At 63.6% G+C, this 22,330-nt stretch carries 19 protein-coding genes and 1 pseudogene; 12 read left to right on the top strand and 8 right to left on the bottom strand.

Annotation, left to right across the window (positions count from 1 at the left end):
* Positions 1-54: 54 nt before the first annotated feature.
* The 8 genes and pseudogenes from ATO11_RS22290 to ATO11_RS04245 form a co-directional block, all read right to left on the bottom strand.
* A pseudogene (locus ATO11_RS22290) lies at positions 55-1,333 on the bottom strand (IS3 family transposase).
* 158 nt (positions 1,334-1,491) lie between these two features.
* A complete protein-coding gene (locus ATO11_RS04275; protein ID WP_050529602.1) occupies positions 1,492-2,514 on the bottom strand; it encodes a branched-chain amino acid ABC transporter permease in 1,023 nt (340 codons plus the stop codon).
* Entirely contained in the window at positions 2,511-3,407 is an 897-nt protein-coding gene (locus ATO11_RS04270) for a branched-chain amino acid ABC transporter permease (protein ID WP_050529601.1), read from the bottom strand. The genes ATO11_RS04275 and ATO11_RS04270 overlap by 4 nt, the downstream gene beginning before the upstream one ends.
* Before the next feature lies 1 nt (position 3,408).
* Positions 3,409-4,113 (bottom strand): ABC transporter ATP-binding protein, encoded by a 705-nt coding sequence (locus ATO11_RS04265; RefSeq protein WP_050529600.1) that lies wholly within the window; start codon positions 4,111-4,113, stop codon positions 3,409-3,411.
* A gap of 41 nt (positions 4,114-4,154) precedes the next feature.
* The gene (locus ATO11_RS04260; RefSeq protein WP_050529599.1) at positions 4,155-5,306 is read right to left on the bottom strand and encodes an ABC transporter substrate-binding protein; all 1,152 of its coding nucleotides are present in this window, start codon (positions 5,304-5,306) and stop codon (positions 4,155-4,157) included.
* Between the two features lie 30 nt (positions 5,307-5,336).
* Positions 5,337-6,047 carry an ABC transporter ATP-binding protein gene (locus tag ATO11_RS04255; RefSeq protein ID WP_050529598.1) on the bottom strand — a complete coding sequence of 237 codons (711 nt, stop codon included), beginning with the start codon at positions 6,045-6,047 and terminating at the stop codon, positions 5,337-5,339.
* A gap of 34 nt (positions 6,048-6,081) precedes the next feature.
* Positions 6,082-6,729 carry a cysteine hydrolase family protein gene (locus ATO11_RS04250; protein WP_050529597.1) on the bottom strand — a complete coding sequence of 216 codons (648 nt, stop codon included), beginning with the start codon at positions 6,727-6,729 and terminating at the stop codon, positions 6,082-6,084.
* Positions 6,726-7,532 (bottom strand): N-formylglutamate amidohydrolase, encoded by an 807-nt coding sequence (locus ATO11_RS04245; protein ID WP_050529596.1) that lies wholly within the window; start codon positions 7,530-7,532, stop codon positions 6,726-6,728. The genes ATO11_RS04250 and ATO11_RS04245 overlap by 4 nt, the downstream gene beginning before the upstream one ends.
* Positions 7,533-7,656: 124 nt before the next feature.
* Between ATO11_RS04245 and ATO11_RS04240 the strand changes: the two genes are divergently transcribed.
* From ATO11_RS04240 to ATO11_RS04185, 12 genes are all read left to right on the top strand, one after another.
* Positions 7,657-8,505 (top strand): MurR/RpiR family transcriptional regulator, encoded by an 849-nt coding sequence (locus ATO11_RS04240; RefSeq protein WP_050529595.1) that lies wholly within the window; start codon positions 7,657-7,659, stop codon positions 8,503-8,505.
* Positions 8,502-9,809: a type I glutamate--ammonia ligase gene (locus tag ATO11_RS04235; RefSeq protein WP_050529594.1), complete on the top strand. Its 1,308-nt coding sequence runs from the start codon at positions 8,502-8,504 to the stop codon at positions 9,807-9,809. The genes ATO11_RS04240 and ATO11_RS04235 overlap by 4 nt, the downstream gene beginning before the upstream one ends.
* Before the next feature lie 9 nt (positions 9,810-9,818).
* Positions 9,819-10,604 (top strand): carbon-nitrogen hydrolase family protein, encoded by a 786-nt coding sequence (locus ATO11_RS04230; protein ID WP_050529593.1) that lies wholly within the window; start codon positions 9,819-9,821, stop codon positions 10,602-10,604.
* Positions 10,601-12,250 (top strand): flavin monoamine oxidase family protein, encoded by a 1,650-nt coding sequence (locus ATO11_RS04225; RefSeq protein WP_050529592.1) that lies wholly within the window; start codon positions 10,601-10,603, stop codon positions 12,248-12,250. The genes ATO11_RS04230 and ATO11_RS04225 overlap by 4 nt, the downstream gene beginning before the upstream one ends.
* A 22-nt stretch (positions 12,251-12,272) precedes the next feature.
* Positions 12,273-13,211, top strand: a complete 939-nt coding sequence (locus ATO11_RS04220) for an acetamidase/formamidase family protein (protein WP_050529591.1) — start codon at positions 12,273-12,275, stop codon at positions 13,209-13,211.
* 140 nt (positions 13,212-13,351) lie between these two features.
* Entirely contained in the window at positions 13,352-14,431 is a 1,080-nt protein-coding gene (locus ATO11_RS04215; protein ID WP_050529590.1) for a tartrate dehydrogenase, read from the top strand.
* 239 nt (positions 14,432-14,670) lie between these two features.
* Complete coding sequence (locus ATO11_RS04210; RefSeq protein ID WP_165586930.1) at positions 14,671-15,108, top strand: MarR family winged helix-turn-helix transcriptional regulator; 438 nt, start codon at positions 14,671-14,673, stop codon at positions 15,106-15,108.
* A 26-nt stretch (positions 15,109-15,134) separates the two neighbouring features.
* Positions 15,135-16,970: an ATP-dependent zinc metalloprotease FtsH gene (gene ftsH, locus ATO11_RS04205; RefSeq protein ID WP_050529588.1), complete on the top strand. Its 1,836-nt coding sequence runs from the start codon at positions 15,135-15,137 to the stop codon at positions 16,968-16,970.
* 122 nt (positions 16,971-17,092) lie between these two features.
* The gene (locus tag ATO11_RS04200; RefSeq protein WP_278044279.1) at positions 17,093-19,861 is read left to right on the top strand and encodes an ATP-dependent Clp protease ATP-binding subunit; all 2,769 of its coding nucleotides are present in this window, start codon (positions 17,093-17,095) and stop codon (positions 19,859-19,861) included.
* Between the two features lie 57 nt (positions 19,862-19,918).
* Positions 19,919-20,530, top strand: coding sequence for an HdeD family acid-resistance protein (locus ATO11_RS04195; protein WP_050530030.1), 612 nt, complete (start codon positions 19,919-19,921; stop codon positions 20,528-20,530).
* A 21-nt stretch (positions 20,531-20,551) separates the two neighbouring features.
* Positions 20,552-21,073 carry an NADH dehydrogenase ubiquinone Fe-S protein 4 gene (locus ATO11_RS04190; RefSeq protein ID WP_050529586.1) on the top strand — a complete coding sequence of 174 codons (522 nt, stop codon included), beginning with the start codon at positions 20,552-20,554 and terminating at the stop codon, positions 21,071-21,073.
* A complete protein-coding gene (locus ATO11_RS04185; RefSeq protein ID WP_050529585.1) occupies positions 21,070-22,263 on the top strand; it encodes a hypothetical protein in 1,194 nt (397 codons plus the stop codon). Before ATO11_RS04190 ends, ATO11_RS04185 begins: the two co-directional genes overlap by 4 nt.
* Positions 22,264-22,330: the final 67 nt, after the last annotated feature.

The following is a 22,330-nucleotide window of genomic DNA, read 5'->3' as shown; positions in this document are numbered from 1 at the left end:
TCGGTCAGAATGGGGAGGGTAAGCATGTTGACCTGCTCCCTTGAGAGTCCGCGTTTATAAGTTAGCTCTGTTCAGGGTTTGGTCCTCTTCTGACCGTTGGTGATACTCCCGCGGGGTGAGCCCGTCGAGGCTGGAATGAGGCCGGGTGTGGTTGTAGTCGTCGCGCCATGCCGCAATCAAATGGCGGGCGTGGCGCAGGGTCGGGAACAGGTGTTCGTTCAGGCACTCCTCACGCATCCTCCCGTTGAAGCTTTCCACCAGGCCGTTCTGCATGGGCTTGCGCTTCGTGTTGTAGAACAGCTCAATGTATTCGACCACGTCTTGCCGCGCGTCGTCGCGGGTCGGATATGTCCGTCGCCGGATGCGCTCCCGCTGCAGGAGCTGGAAGAAGCTTTCTGCAACGGCATTGTCATGGCAGTTTCCGCGCCGGCTCATGCTCGGTTCCAGATTGTGCTGAGGTAGGAACATCTGCCACTCCCGGCTGGTGAACCGCGAACCTTGGTCGGAGTGCACCGTGACCCGGTCCGTCGGCTTGCGTCGCCAGACGGCCATCAACAGGGCCTGCAGGACCACGTCCGTGGTCATTCGGGACTGGGCGGACCAGCCAACGACACGTCGCGAGAACAAGTCGATGACGGCACACAGAAACATCCAGCCTTCGTGGGTCTTGATGTAGGTGATGTCGGTCACCCAGACTTGATCGGGAGCGGATGCCTCGAACCGCTGCTCACGGCGGGCTTGCCGCCATATCGGCCGGGACGGCGCTTGTAGCCCACCTGTGCGGTGATCCCGGCCAGCGACGCCAACCGGGCCACCCGGTTCTCCTAGATGCGTTCGCCTTGGTCGCGCAAATCGTCGGCCAGCTTGCTATAGCCATAGATCTTGCCGCTGTCAGCCCAGGCCTGCCGGATCAGCTCTATCTGGCGCGCATCCTCCTGCGCACGGTGGCTTAACGGATCCTTAAGCCACGCATAGAAGCCGCTGAAATGCACCCGCAGCACTCGGCACATGGCCCGAACGCCGAACTCTTCGCGATGCGCCCGGATGAAGGCGTACTTCATTGGGGCCCTCGCGCGAAGTACGCCGTTGCCTTTTTTAAGATGTCGCGCTCCTCGGTCACCCTGGCCAGTTCGCGCTTCAGCCGCCGGTTCTCAGCCTCATGGTCCACCCCCGACTTTTTCGGCGCAGGATCGCCGAACAACTTCATCCACTCGTAAAGCGAATGCGTGCTGACCCCCAAACGCTGCGACACCTTTCGAACCGGATACCCGCGCACCGTGATCTGATGCACCGCATCCTGCTTGAACTCATCGCTGTAATTGCTTGTACCCATGTCGGCCTACTCGCCTCAAAGTTAGGCGGCAAAGCGTCTACAAATCTAGGGGCACCTCAGCCGCCCCCACGCACCAACCATCACCACGGTCATCCCTGTTCCATCGCGGTAGATCGGCGAAGGTATCGCGACGATTGGAAAGCCTCTCGCAGCCTGCCTCACCGCTTTGAAAACACCTCTTCGATTTCCCGGTCGCCCATGACCCCGACCGGGCGCAGGGCCATTGTCAGGACGATGACCAGCCCCAGCATGATGCCGGACAGACCAAGCAGTTCGGGCAGGTTGATCCCGATAACCTTGGGCCCGGTTTCCAGCCATCGCACGATTTCAAGTCCGAACGAGATCGCGAAGGTGCCCAGCACCGCGCCGGTCACCGTGCGCATGCCGCCGAATATCAGCATCGCGAGCGTCAGGAAGACATGGTTGAAATAGAACGGCCGCGCCGAGATCGTCCCGAGGAAATAGGCATAGGCGATGCCAGCCGTAGCAAGGATCAGGCCGGACAGGACCCATGCGATCAGCCTCAGGCGCCGCACGTTCACGCCCATCGCCGCCGCCCCGGTTTCATCGTCCGCCGAGGCGCGCAACATCACGCCCCACGGGCTTTCGCGAAAGCCGCGCACGATGAACACGACCACCACGGCGAGGATCACGATGGAGGTCAGGGAAAATACCTGCGGGATGCCGAAGAACGCCTGGTTGCCTTTGAAGATGTCGGTTCGGTAGAGGAAGATCGAATGCACGATCACCAAGACGGCGAGGCTTGCGATCGTGGCCCCGGTGCCCGTCATCCGCACGATGAAGACGCCCACCGCGAGGGACACGATGCCCGTGACGATCAGCGCGATGATGGCGGATGTCACGGGGTCGAGCGCGAAGGCGTTCAGCCCCCAAGGTGCATCCGGCAGCGCGATCTGTTTCATCGCCACGGGGGTTACGCAGATCGCGGCGGCATAGGCGCCGATGCCCATGAACGCGCTGTGGCTGAGGTTGGTGAGCCGGGAATTGCCCATGAAGACCTGCAGGCCCAGCACCACGATCAGGTTCACGAAGGCGCTGTAGACCAGCCGCAACTGGTAGTTCGAGGCAAAGAACGTCGTCACGACGCCAATGGCGATCAGGATCGCGGCGAGCATGCACGCGCCGAAGAACCCGCGCTTCTGGCTTTGGGTGAGGGTCACTGCTTGTCCCCCTTTTCCCGCGCCGGGCTGAGGATTCCGTCGGGCCTCCACACGAGGACAAGCGCGATGATCCCGAACACGAACGCATCCTTCAACCCGCCGTAATCCTGCGGTAACAGGACCAGCATCGCGACCTCGACGGCACCCAGCAGGAAACCCCCGAGGACGGCCCCCGGCAGGCTGCCGAACCCGCCGACAACGCAGGCAACGAACGCCTTGAGCACCGGGTTGAAGCCGAAATGCGGATCGACCGACCCGCGCCGCGCCATGATGAAGACACTCGCCAGTCCGGCCAGCAGGCCGGAGATCAGGAAGGCCAGCGCAAAGACTCGGTTCGCGCGGATGCCCGTCAGGCGCACCATCTCGAAATCGAGCGAGGCCGCCCGCATCGCAAGACCAAGGGTGGTCTTCTGCAGGAACAGTACCAGCCCCACAATCACCACGACGGTGGTCACGGATTCAAAGATCTGGAGCGAGGATATCTGCACGCCGAACAGCATCACCGGCGCGTCGAGGAAATAAAGCGACGTGACCGCGATCGGGCGCGGCGAGATGAACAGCAGGAACAGGTTCTGCAGGACGATGGAAACCCCGAAGGCGGTCAGCAGCCCCGTTGTCGGATCGGCATAGCGCACCGGCCTGAACGCCACCCGTTCAAGTGCGACCGAGGTCATCGCCGTCGCCGCCACGGCGCCGACGATGATGATCAGCGGGTTGGCCGTCACCAGCGCGGCGAAGGCGACCATGGTATAGCCGCCGACCGCGATCACCTCGCCATGGGCGAAATTGACCAGTCCCATGACCGAGAAGACAATCGCCAGGCCCAGCGCGAGCAAGGCGTATTCGGCTCCGAAGGACAGGGCGTTGATGACCTGTTGCGCAACATATTCCATCTCAGCCCAGACCCGTCAGCTTTGCCATCATGTCCTTGCTCCCGCCCAGGTCCGCCGGAGTGCCTTCGGCCTGTATCCGGCCGTTATTCAGGAGGTAGCCGTAGTCGGAGATCTTCAGCGCCTGCCGCGCGTTCTGTTCCACCAAAAGGATCGTCATGCCTTCGGATCGCAGCCGGTCGATCATCTGGAACACCTGCGCGACGATGCGAGGCGCGAGACCGAGGCTGGGTTCGTCCAGCAAGAGGATCTTGGGCCGCGACATCAGCGCGCGTGCAATCGCAAGCATCTGTTGCTCGCCACCCGACAGGGTCCCGCCCGGCTGGGTGCGGCGTTCACCGAGGATGGGAAAGGTTTCGAACCAGTTGGCGATGTCGCGGGCGACGTTCTCCCGATCCGGGCGGACGCCGGCACCGATGCGCAGGTTCGCCTCCACGCTGAGATTGCTGAAAATCCGCCGTCCTTCCGGGGAGACGGCGATGCCGCTCCTGACCCGGTCCTCGACGGATGCCTTCGACAGGTCCGCCCCTTCAAGGGCGATGGTGCCGCTCGATTGCGCCACCCCGCAGATCGCGGAAATGGTCGAGGTCTTGCCCGCGCCGTTCGGTCCTAGAAGCGCCACGCATTGCCCCGCGCCCACGCTCAGGGAAATGCCGTGGACGGCCTCGATTGGGCCGTGAAAGACGTGAAGGTCGCGGATATCCAGCATGACGTGAAGGGGCGCGGCCCAAGCGGGCCGCGCCGGATCTCTTACCAGTCCGTCGGCACGTTGTCGGGCACGACGTTCGACACCAGCACGCGCTTGCCGTCCTTGAACCCGATCACCGGGATCGTGCGCTGCGCATAGGTCTTGGTGTCCTTGAACGAGATGCTGTCGACGGTCAGCACCGGAATGCTGTCGGCCTCGCGGATGGTCTTGGCGATGGTCGCGGGATCGGTGCTGCCCGATTGCCCGACCGCCCATGCGACCGCCTTGACGGTATCGGCGCCGGTGGCCGGGAACAGGCCCGGCACGTCAACGCCCAATTCCTTGCAGGCCTTCATGAAGTTCACCACCGCACTGTCGTCCTGGCTGGGTGCCAGCGTGGCGAAGAACACCTTGTCGAGGATCGACGGATCGTCGGTCCCGATGGCATCGAGCGACGGGTCGTCGAACCCGTCTGACCCCACGACCCACGCGTCGATACCGGCGCTGCGCAACTGGCGCACCAGCACGCCGACATCCGGCATGATGGACGAGATGTAGACCGCGTCGATCTCTTCACCCAGGGCGCGCATTTCCGCGATCTGCGGGGACCAGTCCGAGGTTCCGAAGCTGAAGTTCAGCGTCGTCAGGACCTTGCCGCCACCCGCCTCGATCACCTCGCCGAACCACAGGGGCGTCTTGGCCGACCAGCTGCCGCCTTCGTCCGAGGCCAGCAGAACGACGTCCTTCACCCCGTTCTCCAGCGCGTAATTGGCGGCGGCCGTGGCGGTGAACGGGTCGGGCGAGACGCCGGTGAAGAAGTTGTCGACGATGCCCGCATGCATTTCGACCTGCGTTGACTGGGGCTGGAAGATCGACACGCCATACCCCTTCGCAATCTGCGCCACCGGGATCATCGTGTCGGAAAACGGGATCGTGCCCAGCATCACCGCGCCTTCATCGAGGAACTTCTGTGCCAGCGAAATCGCCGTCTGCGTGTCGGCGCCGGAATCCTGCACGAGGATCTCGATTATCTTGCCGTCGACGCCGCCATCGGCGTTGATCATTTCGGCCATGCAGCGCGCGCCCTGCCATTCGGCATAGGGTGCATAGTCGCCGGTCATCGGAACGCCGAGGCCGATCTTGATCGTCTCTTGCGCAAGTGCCGGTGTCGCCAGCGCGGTGCAGGCCAGGGCTGCGAGAATTCTCTTTTTCATGGTCGTCTCCTTGTTGGTCGTCTTCCGGGATTATGCCTCTGCGCCGATATCCTCCCCGAGGTAGGCGCTGATGACCTTGGGGTTCTGCGTGATCTCCTGCGGGCTGCCCTCGGCGATGACCGCTCCCATGTCGAGCACGGTGATCCGGTCGCACAGGGTCATGATGAATTTCAGGTCATGGTCGATAACGAACAGCGCGCACCCCGCCTCGCGCTGCACCCATCTGAGCGACGCGCCCAGCGCCGCCGTTTCTTCCTCGTTCATGCCGGCGGCAGGTTCGTCGAGCATCAGGACCTTGGGCCCAAGCGCGAGCCCGCGAACGATTTCAAGCCGCCGCTGATCGCCATAGGACAGGGCATTGGCGCGCGCGGTCAGCTTGTCGCGCAGGCCGAACTCGGCGATGGCCGCGTCGACCAGCGGCGCGCCACCCGCGGCGTACCGGGCGACGTCGATATTCTGCTCGACGCTGAGGCTGGGAAAGACGCGCAGGTTCTGGAACGTCCGCGCGATACCCAGCCGCGCACGCTGATGCGCGCTCTTGCCCTTCAGCGGCAGGCCATCCAGCGTCATGCTTCCAGCGGTCGGTGCAAGCAGCCCGGAAATCAGGTTCACAAGCGTGGACTTCCCCGCCCCGTTCGGCCCGATCAGCCCGCGCACCTCGCCCTGCTCAAGTACGAAGGACACGTCGCGCACCGCGTGCACGCCACCGAAGGACTTGCTGACGCCGTTCAGTTCCAGCATCCGCGCCTCGCCCTTTGCTGCCGTCCCGCCCCGGTCATGTCTGACCCAGTTCGGCGACGAGTTCGGCGGTGGTGACCTGCCGGCAATAGCCCTTGATCGCAGCGATCGAATTCAGGTGCCGTTCGGGGGTGTAGGTCAGGCAGGCATCCGTGACCTGCGTGACAAGGTATCCAAGATCACACGCATCCCGGATCGCGCTTTCCACGCATTGATCCGTGATCAGCCCCGATATCACCAGCTGCCGGACACCAAGGTTGCGGAGCACGTAATCGATATGGGTGGAGATGAAGACCGACGAGGACGATTTTGGAAACACCATCTCGTCGCCCTGCGGCGCGATCTGGTCGATCACCTTGCCGTCCCATGACCCCTTGGGCACGTTGAACCCCGTGATCTTGTAATCGAGCGACCGGTCACGACCGTCGAGGGTGAGGCTTTCGATGGTGGTATACATCACCTCGACCCCAGCGGCGCGGCAGGCAGACTGGATGGCCTGCATGTTGGGGACCACGCGGGTCTTCAACTCGTCGAAGAACAATTCGTACGTGTCCGAGAATACGTCCGGCGGCATGTCCTTGAATTCGCCCCCGTCGGGATGCGCCGCAAAGTTCTGGACATCCACGAACAATAGCGCGGCCTCTGCCGGGACGAGGGCGCGATTGCGGGTCAGCGCATCCGTCATGGCCGCGCCTCCGCAACCGCGTCGTGAATCGCGTCGGCCAGAAGGTCGGCCCAATGGGCGACGCCTGCCTCATCCCGCAGATGATCGTTGCGCACTTCGATCAGCGTGTGCCGCACACCGCGCGGTTCCGCATGGCGGGGGATGAACCAATCGGTGGCATCCTCGATCTGGTAGGGCTGGTTCAGCGCCAGCTCGAGATCGGCTGCTTTCCGGGAAATGGAGGTCATCAGGACCCGCGCCGTCGGCCGGTCGCGCCGCGTCAGGAACCCCGCATCCCACGGGCGGTCCTGTCCCTGGAAATGCCGCGTGAAGGAATGGATCGAAAAGGCCGCCTGCCGTGGATGCGCGTCGAACGCGGCGTCGATGGCCGCGTTCATCGGATTGAAGATCGCGCACGTGCGCTCTGCCAGATCCTTCGGCCCAAGCCCGGCATTGCCCGGCACGCGGACCCCGTCGCTTGCCTCGGGCACCGAGGCCTCCGACCCCGGCGGGCGGTTGCAATCGATCACCAGCCGGCTGTAGCGCTGGATGATCAGCGGGCAGCGCAGGCGATCAGACACCGCGCGGGCCAGCGCCCCTGCCCCGATATCCCACCCGATGTGCTGATCGATGGCACCGTCCGGCAGGCCCAGCCCGTTCAGCGCCTGCGGAATGGCCTGGCCGGCATGTTCGCACAACAGCACGACCGGCGACTTGGAACGCGCATGACAGACCTCGACCGGAGCGGGATCGTCCGGACACAGAAGCTGTCCGCGACCGGATTGCCCGGCTATCACGTCATCAGTGGCGTGTGTTCGACTCACGATTGCTCCCCGGTTTCGGGCACGAGTAGACGAACCAAAAATTCCAAAGTCAAGAATTTCAATTTGACTGAAAGAAAATTTTCAGAAACGCTGAGGCAACAAGCAGGAAAGCCAAGGAACAGACGTGCAGATCAGGCAAAAGATCGAACAGGCATCCGATGCCTTCACCGCCGGCGAACGCAAACTGGCGGCGGCCATCCTTTCGGACTATCCCTATGCCGGCCTTTCCTCGATCCAGGACCTCGCCGAACGGTCCGAGGTGTCGGCACCGTCCATCTCGCGCTTCATGGGCAAGATCGGGCTGGCGGGTTACCAGGAATTCCAGCGCTCCCTGATCGCGGAACTGAAGGACGGTGACCGGAGCCCGGTGGAAGTGCACGAACGCGGCCGCCATATCGAGGGCGACTTCCTGTCGGACTTCCTGTCCAAGGCCAGCGCCCAGATGGCAATTGCCGGGGACGCCATCACCGAGGAACAGTTCAACCGCGCCTGTGGCCTTCTCGCCAACCCGAAACACAACGTCTACGTGATCGGCGGACGGATCAGCGACACGATCGCGGCGCATATGTCGTTCCACCTGCGGCAGGTCCGGCCCGGCGTCTACCACCTGCCGTCCGACCCGGAGACCTGGCCGGAATACCTGTTGCAGATGAAGGCGGGAGACGTCTTTTTCGTCGTCGACTTCCGCCGGTACCAGACCTCGCTCGCGTCACTGGCGAAACTGGCGCGCGATGAACGCAATGCCCGTGTCATCGTGATGACCGACAAGTGGATTTCCCCCGTCGCACGTCACGCAACCGACGTCCTGCCGGTGCCGATCGAGTCGGGGACGCTGTGGGATACCTACTCCTCCGCCCTCGCCGTGACCGAGGCCATCGTGACCCGCATCGCCGAGGACAACTGGGAAACCACCCGCACCCGGATCGAAAGCTGGGACACGATGCGCATCACCACCAAGGACACAGACGCATGACCCCGATGCCCCTGATATTCGCCGCCACCTGCGACATCGCGGGCAAGGTGCGCGGCAAGGCTTTTCCCGCCGATCAGCTTGAACGACGCCTGAAACGTGGCGTGGGATGGGTGCCGACGAACGTGCAGATCAACTGTTTCGACGGGATCGGGGACAGTCCCTTCGGCTCCCTTGGCGACCTGCTGCTGATCCCGGATGCCGAGTGCGAAGTGAGGCTCGCATTCGACGACGACGCGCCAGAGCATTTCATGCTGGGCGATATCGTGACGCTGGACGGGGACCCGTGGGATTTCTGCACCCGTCACATCCTGCGCCAGGCCTTGGAGCGTCTGAACAGTCTGAGCGGTGCGCACCTGTTTTCCGCCTTCGAGCACGAGTTTCAACTCAAGGGCGCCGGGCTACCCAACGAAGGCTTCGGGCGGAACGCGTTCGAACCCCGCCGCGCGTTCCTTGGAACGCTGATGAGCGCGTTGAAGGACGCGGGCCTGACCCCTGACAGCATCATGAAGGAATACGGCCCGAACCAGTTCGAAGTGGTGATCGCACCGGAACTGGGCATCACCGCCGCCGATGCCGCCGTGATCCTGCGCGAAGTCACCCGCTCGACCGCGCGCCACATGGGCGAAGAGGCGACCTTCGCGCCGATCCTCGACACGGCCTCGGTCGGCAACGGCGTGCACATCCACCTGAGTTTCCGCGACGATGACGGCGCGCCGCTCACCTATGACAAGGACGGGCCCTGTGGCATGTCCGCCCTGACGGATGCCTTCGCGGCCGGCGTGTTGCGGTACATGCCGAACATCCTCGCGCTGACCGCCCCTTCGGTGATCTCTTACGAACGGCTGACGCCGCATCGCTGGTCGGCGGCCTACAACAACCTCGGTTTCCGGGATCGCGAGGCTTCGCTTCGGGTCTGCCCCGTAACGGCGAAGGACCCGGCATCAATCGCGAAGCAATTCAACATCGAGTACCGCGCGGCGGACGCCGCCGCCTGTCCGCATCTGGCGCTGGCCGCCGTGGTCCATGCCGGGTGCCAGGGGATCGAGGACGGGCTGCGTGCGCCGGACGCGACCGAGGATGACCTGTCGCTGCTGTCGCCCGAAGACCTTGCCGCAAGAGGCTTTACCCGGTTGCCCGAAACGCTTGACGCGGCCCTTGATGCCTTCACCGGCAACGAGACGGTCACCGGCTGGTTCCCGGCGCAATTCGCCGAGGTGTACCGCACGCACAAGGCGTCCGAGATCGCGCATGTCGCCGACATGGATGTGCCCTCCCGCTGCGCCGCCTATTCCGAAACCTACTAGGAGCGGCGCATGAAACTGGCGCTCTGGCAGACGCATCCCCGGTACGGGATCGATCCGGCGCTGGACGCCGTGACCACCGCCGCCCGGACCGCTGCCGACGCAGGGGTCGAGGTGCTTGTCACGCCCGAGATGTTCGTGGGCGGGTACAATATCGGCGCAAGCCAGGTCATGACACATGCGGATCAGGCGGTGCGCGTGCAGGAGCACCTTGCCGCGATAGCCCGCAGGCACGGGATCGCGCTGGTGGCCGGGCTTGCCCTGCCGGGTAGCCCGCATCCCCTGAACGCCTGCATCGCGATCGACAGGACCGGGCAGGAGGTCGGGCGATACAATAAAACCCACCTGTTCGGAGACGTGGACCGGGCGCAGTTCACGGCGGGGGACACGCTGTCGCCGGTTTTCGACCTTGCTGGTTGGAAGGTCGCGCTGGCCATCTGTTACGACATCGAGTTTCCCGAACTGGCCCGCGCGCTGACACTTCGCGGTGCGGACTGCATCCTGTGCCCCACCGCAAATATGGCCCCGTTCGACGGCGTCGCCACCCGGCTTGTCCCCGCACGGGCCGAGGAAAACGCGATCTTCGTCGCCTACTGCAACTATGTCGGGGCCGAAGGCGAATTCGCCTATAACGGCCTGTCCTGCGTGACCGGTCCCGACGGGGCTGACCTCGTGCGCGGTGGCCAAGGCGAAGAACTCCTTTATGCCATGCTCGACCGCGAAACCCTGCGCGCCACCCGCGCAACGCAGACCCACCTGAAAGACCGTCGCCCCGATCTTTACGGAGGTCCTGAATGAACCCGGTCACGGTCTTCGGACCCGACTTTCCTTTTGCCTATGACGACTGGATCAAAAGCCCTGGCGGGCTGGGTTCGGTGCCCGACACGGCGCACGGTCGCAAGGTCGCGATCATCGGGGCCGGCGCGGCGGGCGTGATCGCGGGCTACGAGTTGATGAAGCTGGGCCTGCACCCGGTCCTGTTCGAATCCGGTCGGTTCGGCGGGCGGTTGCGCTCGCAACCCTTCGAAGGCGCCGACGGCGTGATCGCGGAACTGGGCGGCATGCGGTTCCCGGTTTCGGGAACCGGATTTTACCATTACGTCGACCTACTGGGCCTTGAAAGCAAACCCTTCCCGAACCCCCTGACCCCCGCTGCCGGGTCGACGGTGATCGACCTGTTGGGAGAGACCTATTACGCCGAGACGCTGCATGACCTCCCTGCCCTCTTCCAAGAGGTCGCGCAGGCCTATGACGCGGCACTGGAGCAGGGCGCGAATTTCGCGGCGCTGAAACAGGCGATCCGCGACCGTGACATTCCGGCGATCAAGGAGATCTGGAATCCGCTGGTCTCTACCTGGGACGAACGCACGTTCTATGATTTCGTGGTCTCGTCCGAGGCGTTCCGCAAGCTGTCGTTCCATCACCGCGAGGTGTTCGGGCAGGTCGGGTTCGGCACCGGCGGCTGGGACAGCGACTTCCCCAACTCGATGCTGGAAATCCTGCGCGTCAACCTCACCGACTGCGATGACAACCAGCGCTACATCACGGGCGGGGTGGAACAGGTGCCGCGCGGATTGTGGAGCCGCGCGCCCGACCGGCTGGTGCACTGGCCCGCCGGCACGACGCTGAGCAGCCTCAACGACGGCGCGACCCGCGCGGGTGCCAAGCGCATCCAACGGTCGGGCGACGACGCGTTCGAGATCACCGACACGTGGGGGCGGCGCGACACGTTCGACGCCGTGCTTGTCACCTGCCAGACGCATCTTCTGACAACGGCGATCGACACCGAGGAGAGGCTCTTTTCGCAAGAGGTTTGGATGGCGCTTGACCGCACGCGGTATATGCAATCGGCCAAGACCTTCGTGATGGTCGACCGTCCGTTCTGGAAGGACAAGGACCCAGCGACCGGGCGCGACACGATGTCGATGACCCTGACGGACCGGATGACGCGCGGCACCTACCTGTTCGACAACGGGCCCGACAAACCCTCGGTCATATGCCTCAGCTATGCGTGGATGACCGATGCCCTGAAGGTGCTGCCGCTGCCGGTGGAACAGCGCGTCGACCTCGCGCTGTCGGCACTGGCAAAGATTTATCCGAACGTCGATATCCGCGGCCATATCGTCGGCGACCCGATCACGGTCAGCTGGGAAGCGGACAGCAACTTTCTTGGTGCCTTCAAGGGCGCGTTGCCGGGGCACTACCGGTACACCCACCGCATGTTCGGCCATTTCATGCAGGGCGACATGCCGCCGGTCGAACGTGGTATCTTTCTCGCGGGCGACGGGATCAGCTGGACGCCGGCATGGGTCGAGGGCGCGGTCCAGACCTCCCTGAACGCAGTGGCAGGTATCGTTGCGCATTTCGGCGGCGGCTCGGTCCCCGGCAACCCGTCCCCCGCCGACACCTACGCCCTGCACGGGCCGATCCGTCTTACAGGTTAGGATCAAGCAACGGAGGCTCCCGATGACCTGCAATCACACGATCCACAAGCATCACCACCACCTTGGCTGGGACAACACGATCGAGCCGGTGCTGAGCGTCGCGCCCGGCCAGACCATCGCCGTCGAAACGATAGACGCGTCGGGAGGGCAGTTGCACGCCAACGCGACGCTGGAAGACCTGACTGCGCTTGATTTCGACAAGGTGAACCCGGTCACCGGGCCAATCCACGTCGACGGGGCAGAGCCGGGGGATGCCGTGGCCATCACCTTCGACGCGTTCCATGCCTCGGGCTGGGGGTGGACGGCCAACATCCCCGGTTTCGGGCTTCTGGCGGACGACTTCCCCGACGCCGCCCTGCACGTCTGGACCTACGACACGGGGCTTTCGAAACCCGCCCTTTTCTCGCCCATGGGTCAGGTCGCGCTGAAACCCTTCGTGGGCACGATTGGCCTCGCCCTCGCCGAGAAAGGACTGCACAGCGTGGTGCCGCCGCGCCGGGTGGGAGGCAACCTCGACATCCGCGACAATTGCCGTGGATCGACGCTTTACCTGCCGGTCGAGGTCGCGGGCGGGCTGCTGTCGCTGGGGGACACGCATGCCGCACAGGGCGATGGCGAGATCTGCGGCACCGCCATCGAAAGCCCCATGACGGTCGAGATCACGGTCGACCTGGTCAAGAACGCGAATTTCGCGTTTCCGCGACTGGAAACCGGTGGGCCGGTCACCAACCACATCGACGGCCACGGCTATCGCGTGACCACCGGCATCGGCCCGGACCTGATGCAATCGGCACGTGACGCGGTGCGCCAGATGATCGACTGGATCTGCGCCACCGCGAAGGTGTCCCCTGTCGACGCCTACATGCTGTGCAGCGTGTCAGGCGATCTGCGGATTTCGGAAATCGTGGACATGCCCAACTGGGTCGTCAGCTTCTATTTCCCGAAGTCGGTCCTGGGGTGATCGGGTCGTGCGTCTCGATCCGGCGGACAATTTTTGTCACCCGCACGACGGACCCTGAATTGAGGTGAAACCGTCCATCTTTCTGGTAAGCACGGGACATCACGTCGCGTGTACCGCGCATTTCTGGAGGGGAACACCGAATGGCACGAAACAGCTGGAACATCGCGGTGATCCCCGGAGACGGCATCGGGAAGGAAACCGTTCCCGAAGGATTGCGGGTTCTGCAGGCCGCGCAGAAGCGGTTCGACCTCGGGTTCGACTTCACCGAACACGAGTTCGCGTCCTGCGACTATTACGTCAAGCACGGCGAGATGATGCCCGCCGATTGGAAGGACCGGCTGGCGGGGAGCGACGCGCTTTTCTTCGGCGCGGTCGGCTGGCCGGAACTGGTGCCGGACCATGTCTCGCTCTGGGGGTCGCTGATCCAGTTTCGCCGGGAATTCGATCAATATGTCAGCCTGCGCCCCGCGCGGGCGATGCCCGGCGTGCCGCTGCCGCTGGCAGGTCGCGCACCGGGTGACATCGACATGATGATCGTGCGCGAAAACACCGAGGGCGAATATTCCTCGATCGGTGGGCGCATGTTCCCGAACACCGACCGGGAGGTCGTCATCCAGGAGACGGTGATGAGCCGCATCGGGGTCGACCGTATCCTGAAATACGCCTTTGACCTCGCGCGGGAGCGCGGCGGGCACCTGACGTCCGCGACCAAGTCCAACGGGATCTCGATCACGATGCCTTACTGGGATGAACGCGTGGCCGACATGGCATCGCAATATCCGGACGTGAAAGTGGACAAGTATCATATCGACATCCTGACCGCGCAGTTCGTCCTGCACCCCGACTGGTTCGACGTGGTCGTCGCCTCGAACCTCTTCGGTGACATCCTGTCGGACCTCGGACCGGCATGTACCGGCACGATCGGCATCGCGCCGTCCGGAAACATCAACCCCGAAGGCAAGTTCCCCTCGCTGTTCGAACCCGTTCACGGCTCCGCCCCCGACATCGCGGGCAAGGGCACTGCCAATCCCGTCGGCCAGATCTGGGCCGCCGCGATGATGCTCGATCATCTGGGCGCGAAGGATGCCGGTCAGGGGATCGTGACGGCCATCGAACGGGTCCTGTCCGAAGAGGCTTTGCGCACTCCCGACCTGGGCGGGCCGGCCGACACGACGCAATGCGGGGCGGCGATTGCCGACGCGGTTCTGGACCTGTCGTAAGCCCTGCTTCCATGATGCCAAAACGAGTCAACCAGCGCGTGTGAAGCCACACGTGAGCAGATTCGGCGGGGGCATGTGTCGAGGCACGAACGGATTTTTGGCTAAAATATTGTTTTTGCTATAAATAAAAAACTTCATCGCCTCTCTTGATGCGAATTATCGCTAACCATATTTAACTTACATATATGATGTGTATGCATCTTATCTGTATCAATAATACATGGTGGCGCATGGTTCGAATGAAGGATGACCTCATCAGGTCTCTGATCCACGATGTGGCGCACCAATTGCGCCTGCGCATCGATGAAGCGCTCAGGCCTTACGACCTGACGCGGGTCACTTGGCTGGCCATATCGATAGTGGACCAGAACGAAATGCTGACGCAGTCGGAGCTTGCCGCGAGGCTTGAGCTCGGAACGGCTGCGACGGGGAAGTTGATCGATCGGCTCGAAGAACGGGGGCTGGTGCGAAGGCATGACCACCCGGACGACCGACGCGCCAATTTGCTGTCGATCACAGACCAGGCGCGAGACTTGCTCGAACGCATCGAACCGATCGGCGAGTTCCTGAGAGAAGATGTCCTTCAGGATCTCGGCCAACATGAAAGACAACGCCTGCGGCAATCGCTTCAGACGATCAAATGCCGCCTCACGGAAGACCGCTCGCAAGTGGCCTGACATTCAAGCGGACGAAGAGGGACACCATGGAAAGAAAGACCGAAATCAACATCTGGTACTGGATCCTCGCGTTCATGGCAGTGATCCTGATTCAGGACATCGTCGCGGGCACCCGCGATATCAGTCCGATCAGCTACAGCCAGTTCGAATCCTACCTCGAAGAGAACAGGATCCAGTCGGTCGCCGTCGGCAAGGACCGGATCACCGGCGTCTTTACCTCGCCCGTCGATGGCCACAGCCGGTTCGTCACCAACATCGTGGATCCCGCGCTTCTGGATCGCATCGACCAGGCTGACGTCGACATTACCGGCGTGCCGGAAAACACGTGGCTTGGTGCCGTGCTTTCGTGGGTCGTCCCGGCGCTGGTCTTCTTCGCGCTCTGGTCGTTCTTCTTCCGCAAGATCGCCGACAAGCAGGGATTCGGCGGCTTCATGCAGATCGGCAAGAGCCGTGCGAAGGTCTACATGGAAAAGGAAACCGGCGTGACGTTCGATGACGTTGCCGGCGTTGACGAGGCCAAGCAGGAACTTGAGGAAGTCGTCGAATTCCTTCGCGATCCGGCCGAATATTCCAAGCTGGGCGCGCGCATGCCCAAGGGCATTCTGCTTGTTGGCCCTCCGGGCACCGGCAAGACCCTTCTGGCGCGCGCGGTGGCCGGCCAGGCGGGTGTGACCTTCCTGTCCATCTCGGGATCGGAATTCGTCGAGATGTTCGTGGGCGTCGGCGCGGCACGCGTGCGCGACCTGTTCGAACAGGCCCGGAAAAGCGCCCCCGCCATCATCTTCATCGACGAACTGGACGCGCTTGGCCGCGCCCGCGGCGCGGGCAACATGGCCGGCGGCAACGACGAACGCGAACAGACGCTGAACCAGCTTCTGACCGAACTGGACGGCTTTGACCCGTCGGTCGGGATCGTTCTGCTGGCCGCCACCAACCGGCCCGAGATCCTCGACCCGGCCCTGCTGCGCGCCGGTCGCTTCGACCGGCAGGTTCTGGTCGACCGTCCCGACAAGAAGGGCCGCGTCGCGATCCTGAACGTGCACATGAAGAAGGTGACGCTCGCCCCCAACGTGGACGCCGAAAAGGTCGCCGCCCTCACCCCCGGTTTCTCGGGCGCGGATCTTGCGAACCTCGTGAACGAGGCCGCCCTGCTTGCAACCCGCCGCCGCGCAAACGCTGTAAGCATGGACGACTTCAACAACGCCGTGGAACGGATCGTCGCGGGGCTTGAAAAGAAGAACCGCGTGCTGAACGCCCGCGAGCGCGAGATCGTCGCGCATCACGAGATGGGGCACGCGCTGGTCGCGATGGCGCTGCCGGGCGTGGACCCCGTCCACAAGGTTTCGATCATCCCGCGCGGCATCGGTGCGCTTGGCTATACCATCCAGCGCCCGACCGAGGACCGGTTCCTGATGACCAGCGACGAACTGGAAAACAAGATCGCGGTCCTGCTGGGCGGTCGCGCGGCCGAGAAGGTCATCTACAACCACCTGTCGACCGGCGCCGCCGACGACCTCGTCAAGGCAACCGATATCGCCCGTGCGATGGTGGCCCGGTACGGCATGGACCCCGAACTTGGGCATGTCAGCTATGACACGGACCGTCCGGGCTTCCTTGGAACCGGCGACCAGTCCTCGTGGCTGAACCGCCGCTACAGCGAGGCGACCGCCGAACGCATGGACGCGGCGGTCAAGGCGGAAGTCGACAAGGTGTTCGACCGGACCGTCTCGCTTCTGAAACAGAATCGCAAACTGCTTGAGGAAGCCGCGAAAGACCTGCTTGAGCGGGAAACCCTTGACGAACCGGACCTGCAGGCCATCGCCGAAAAGGTCAAAAACCCGCAAGCGTCTCGGGCAGCTTGATCCACCTCAAAGAACCGAATCCCTGCTTGCGAATAGCAAGCCGTAAGAAATGGAGGACACTGACAATGGCAAACGGAATTTGTGATGTATGCAAGACCCGCCCGGCTGCTTTCAGGGCCCAGGTGTCGGTAAACGGAGAGCGCCAGACGATGGAGCTGTGCGACGAGGATTATCGCAAGCTCGCCCGGCGCCAGCAGCGCAGCGCATCGCCGCTGGAATCGCTCTTCGGCGGCAATTCACTGCTGGACGAGTTTTTCGGCGACAGCGGTCGCGGCGGAAGCCTGTTCGATCGCCTCGGCGCCGACACGGACGGCGAATCCATCCCCGTCCGCTCGACCGCGCGTCGCGGTGGCGGCGGCATGAACATTGCCGACCGGCTTAGCGAACAGGCCAACAAGCTGCTGCAGGATGCCGCCCAGAAAGCGCATGAATACGGCCGCAGCGAGGTCGACACCGAACACCTGCTGTTCGCGCTGACCGGCTCGGACGTGGTCAAGACGCTGCTCGACCAGTTCAAGATCGACGCCAACGACCTGCGCCGCCAGATCGACACCGAAGCCCGCAAGGGAGAGGCCACCGACGCCGATGCCGAGATCCGCGTCAGCCCCCGCGTGAAGGACGCCCTGAACCGCGCCTTCATCGCCTCGAACGAGCTGGGGCATTCCTATGTCGGCCCCGAACACCTGCTGATCGGCCTGGCCGAGGAAGGCGAAGGCATCGCCGCGGGCATCCTGCGCAAGTACGGCCTCACCAGCCAGGCCTTGCGGCAACAGATCACCAAGGTCGTCGGCAAGGGTGCCGAGGAAGGACGCGTCGACACCCCGTCGAACACGCCGGACCTTGACGAGTTCAGCCGCGACCTGACCAAGGCCGCCCGCGAAGGCAAGCTGGACCCGGTCATCGGTCGCGCGCGTGAAATCGAAACCACGATCGAGGTGCTGGCCCGCCGCAAGAAGAACAACCCGGTCCTGATCGGTGAACCCGGCGTCGGCAAGACCGCCATCATCGAGGGCCTCGCCCAGCGCATCGTCGCGGGCGAGGTGCCCGAGGCCCTGCGCGACAAGCGCCTGGTCGAGCTGAACATCAACTCGATGGTGGCCGGGTCCAAGTACCGCGGCGAGTTCGAGGAACGCGTCCAGAAGATCCTCAAGGAGATCACCGAGGAAAAGGACAACATGATCCTCTTCATCGACGAGATCCACACCATCGTCGGTGCAGGACAAGGCGGTGGCGAGGGCGGTCTGGACATCGCCAACACGTTCAAGCCCGCGCTGGCGCGGGGCGAGTTGAACCTGATCGGTGCGACAACGCTGAACGAGTACCAGAAATACATCGAGAAGGATGCAGCACTCGAACGGCGCTTCCAGCCGGTCTATGTCGACGAACCGACCGTGGCGCAGGTCATCATGATCCTGCGCGGGCTGCGCGACACGCTGGAATCCCACCACAAGGTGACGATCACCGACGAGGCGATCATCGCCGCCGCCGAGCTGTCGGATCGCTACATCACCGGCCGCTTCATGCCCGACAAGGCCATCGACCTGATCGACCAGGCCGCCGCGCGGGTGAAGATCAGCGCCACGGCGCGCCCGGTGGACGTGCAGGAACTGGAAGCCGAAGTCGAGCAGATCAAGCGCGAGCTGGACTATGCCTCTGCCCGGAAGCAGTTCGACCGCGCTGCCGAGTTGAAAAAAGAGCAGGAGGCCAAGCAGGCCGAACTCGACGACCTGCTGGAGACCTGGAAGAAGGATCGCGCGTCCGCCACGGCAGAAGTCCGGTCCGATCACGTCGCCCAGATCGTCAGCAAGATCACCGGCGTGCCGGTCAACGAGCTGACGACTGAAGAGAAAGAAAAGCTGCTGCTGCTGGAAGACCGCCTGCACGAGCGTGTCATCGGCCAGGAAGAAGCCATCGGCGCCGTGTCGGACGCCGTGCGTCTGGCCCGTGCGGGCCTGCGCGAAGGGTCTTCCCCGACCGCGACCTTCCTGTTCCTCGGGCCGACCGGCGTAGGCAAGACTGAGCTGGCCAAGGCGCTTGCCGAAACGATCTATGGCGACGAAGACGCCATGATCCGGATCGACATGTCGGAATACGGCGAACGCCACGCGGTCGCCCGTCTGGTCGGTGCGCCTCCGGGCTATGTCGGCTATGACGAGGGCGGCCAGTTGACCGAACGCGTGCGGCGCCGGCCCTACTCCGTCATCCTGCTCGACGAGATCGAGAAGGCGCACCCGGATGTCTACAACATCCTGCTTCAGGTCTTCGATGACGGTCGCCTGACCGACGGCAAGGGGCGCGTGGTGGACTTTACCAACACCATCATCATCGCGACCTCGAACCTCGGCTCGGAGATCATCCAGAAGAACCTCAAGAAACGGGGCACCAAGGAGTTCGACGAGGCCAAGCAGAAATCCGAGCTGATGGAGGTGCTGCGGCACCACTTCCGGCCCGAGTTCATCAACCGGATCGACGAGATCATCGTCTTCCATTCGCTGAACCAGACCGAGATCCGCCAGATCGTCGAATTGCAGCTCAAGCGGGTTGCCCGCACCGCCCTCACACAGGGTGTGGAGCTGGAATACGACGACAGCACGCTCGATCACTTCGGCGCGGTCGGTTTCCGTCCGGAATTCGGGGCGCGTGAATTGCGCCGCCTGATCCGGTCCGAACTGGAAACCGAACTGGCCCGCGAATTGCTGGCCGGCCGGATCGAGGATGGCGACCGGGTCCGCGTCGCGTGGTCGGGCGACGATCAGAAGGTCGTTTTCGAAAAGCTGGAACGCCCGGAACCGGACGCGAAGGCAGAGGACACGAAAGCGGCTGACGCCACGGACGAACCCGACGCATCCGATGCCGACGGTGACGCACCGAAGGCGGCCGCCGCGGAATAACGCACCACTCTCCCGGCGGCCACGTTGGCCGCCGGGCACTTCATGGAGGTCTACGAGATGACCAGGGAAAACTTCGAAGTAAACATTGCTTGCACCTTGTCGCGGAACTGGTGGGCCTTCGTTCTGCGCGGCGTGGTCGCGCTGATTATCGCCGTTCTTGCATTCCTGATGCCGGCAGGGGCCGTCCTGACCCTGACGATCCTGTTCGGCGCCTTCGCCTTCGCCGACGGCGTCTTCGGTCTGATCTCGGCCGTGCGCAACATCCGCCAGGGCGAAAGGTGGGGATGGCTGGCCGCCAGCGGCGTTCTTGGTGTCCTGACCGGTATCATCGTAATCGTGGCGCCGATGGTGGCAACCCTTGTGCTTGCCGCCTTCCTGTGGGCCAGCATCGCGTTCTGGTCCGTCGTCTCGGGAATGTTCGAGATCGCGACGGCCATTCGCCTGCGCAAGGAAATCGAAGGCGAAGTCTGGCTGGGTCTCAGCGGCGTATTGTCGGTCCTGTTCGGCGTTGCCGTCGTGTGGTTGCTGATGCTCCGTCCGGCTGAAAGCCTGCTGGCGCTTGGCTGGCTGCTCGGCCTTTACGCCGCGATCTTCGGCATCGTGATGCTGGTGCTGGGACTGAAACTGCGGCGCAGCGAGGCTGCGTCAGGCGAACAGGCGACAAGCTGAACAAGTTGGAGGATCGCTCCGATGATAGGACGTCAGAAACACAACCGCCCGCCATTCGACCCGAAACGGCCCGGAACCGATCTGCGCTCGAAGGATGTCCCGCCGGCGCTGATCTACCGCCCGTCGAAGACGGTCACGCAATCGGGGCCGCGCAATCGGGGCTGGGTGCTCGAATTCGAGCCCTCACAGGCAAAGTCCACCGACCCGCTGATGGGGTGGATTGCCAGTTCCGACCCGTTCCAGCCCATCCGGCTCAGGTTCCCGAATCGTGACAGCGCCGTCGCCTTCGCCGAGCACAACGACTGGGATTATATCGTGAGCGACGATGCCGGGACGGGCGAACGGGCGCACCACGAACCACAAGCCCCACCCGCGCGTTCGGTCACCACCTCCGCGACGGAGGCCGGCGAGGGCAACCCTGCTCCCGGCAGCACACCGGAAGCGTTCGATCCGGTCCTCGAAGCCGACGAAGAGTCATTCCCCGCCTCTGACCCGCCGGCCTGGACCGGCACGACACTGTCAAGCCGAAAACCGACGCAATGACAAATGTCGCGGTACTGGCCGTTTCGGTTCTGGTAGCGGCGGTACTTCTTCATCCCCGCGTTGCGACGTCGGTCGGGTGGCGAGCGATCGTCACCCCCTTGGCATCCATCATCGGCAGCGGCTTTCTTGTCATAGGCCCGATCCTCGATGCGTCGTTCGGGTACTATGCCCCCGTCGCGATGGCCCTGCTGTGCATCTTGGCTTACGCCTTCGGCACCGCGATACGCTTCAATATCCTGCGGATGGACAAGGACACGCAACGCTCGCGGCTCGAGGACATGCTGGAGCTTGTAGCTTCGTGGGTTCTGGTTCTGGCTTACGCGATTTCCGTTGCCTACTACCTGAACCTGCTGGGCGCGTTCTCGCTCAGCCTCACGCCCTACGACGATCCGCTGGCGGCGCGTCTGGTGACGACCGGAGCCCTTTTGGTAATTGCCTACACGGGCTGGACCCGAGGCTTTACCGCGCTCGAAGGAATGGAGAAGCTGGCCGTCACCCTGAAGCTGGCGATCATTGCCGGGCTGCTATGCGGTCTTGCCATCTATTTCGGCGCGACGGCGGCCCGAGGGGCCTTGGTGTTCAACCCGCCGCAAGTGACCGACTGGGCAGGATTGACCCTTGTCTTCGGCCTGATCGTCACGGTTCAGGGATTCGAGACGTCGCGATACCTGGGCAGGCAATACGACGCGCACACCCGCATCCAGAGCATGAAACGCGCGCAGTGGATCGCGACGGCGATCTACATGGTCTATATCCTCCTGCTGAGCTTCCTGTTCGCTTCGGGAACGATACCCCTGAGCGAAACCGCCATCATTCCGTTGATGAAGGTCGCCGCGCCGATCCTGCCCGTTCTGCTTGTCGGTGCCGCGCTGGCGGCCCAGTTCAGCGCCGCTGTCGCGGACACGGCAGGATCCGGCGGGCTGGTTGCGGAGCTGACGCGCGGCCGCGTGAGCACGCGTGCCGGATATACCGTGCTGGCCGTGATCGGAGTGGTGCTGACTTGGAGCGCCAACGTGTTCGAGATCATCACGATAGCCTCGCGCGCATTCGCCGCATACTACGCGATCCAGGCCGCCAACGCCGCGGCAGGATCGCTGGCGTCCGGCCACCGAACGGCGGCGATCGCGTTTTCCTGCCTCGCCGCCCTTGGCCTCCTGGTTGTCGTGACCGGAGCCTCCGTCTCTGTCTGACCCCGCGGCTGAACGGCGAAGGATCAATTCGGCCTTGGCCGCGGTGTCATGTTGGAAGCCGGGACAA

The sequence above is a fragment of the Pseudaestuariivita atlantica genome (assembly GCF_001205715.1).
In the GTDB taxonomy this organism is placed as follows: Bacteria; Pseudomonadota; Alphaproteobacteria; order Rhodobacterales; family Rhodobacteraceae; genus Pseudaestuariivita; species Pseudaestuariivita atlantica.
The sequence above is the reverse complement of the archived record's forward strand: the minus strand, read 5'-3'. Positions and strand labels throughout refer to the sequence as shown.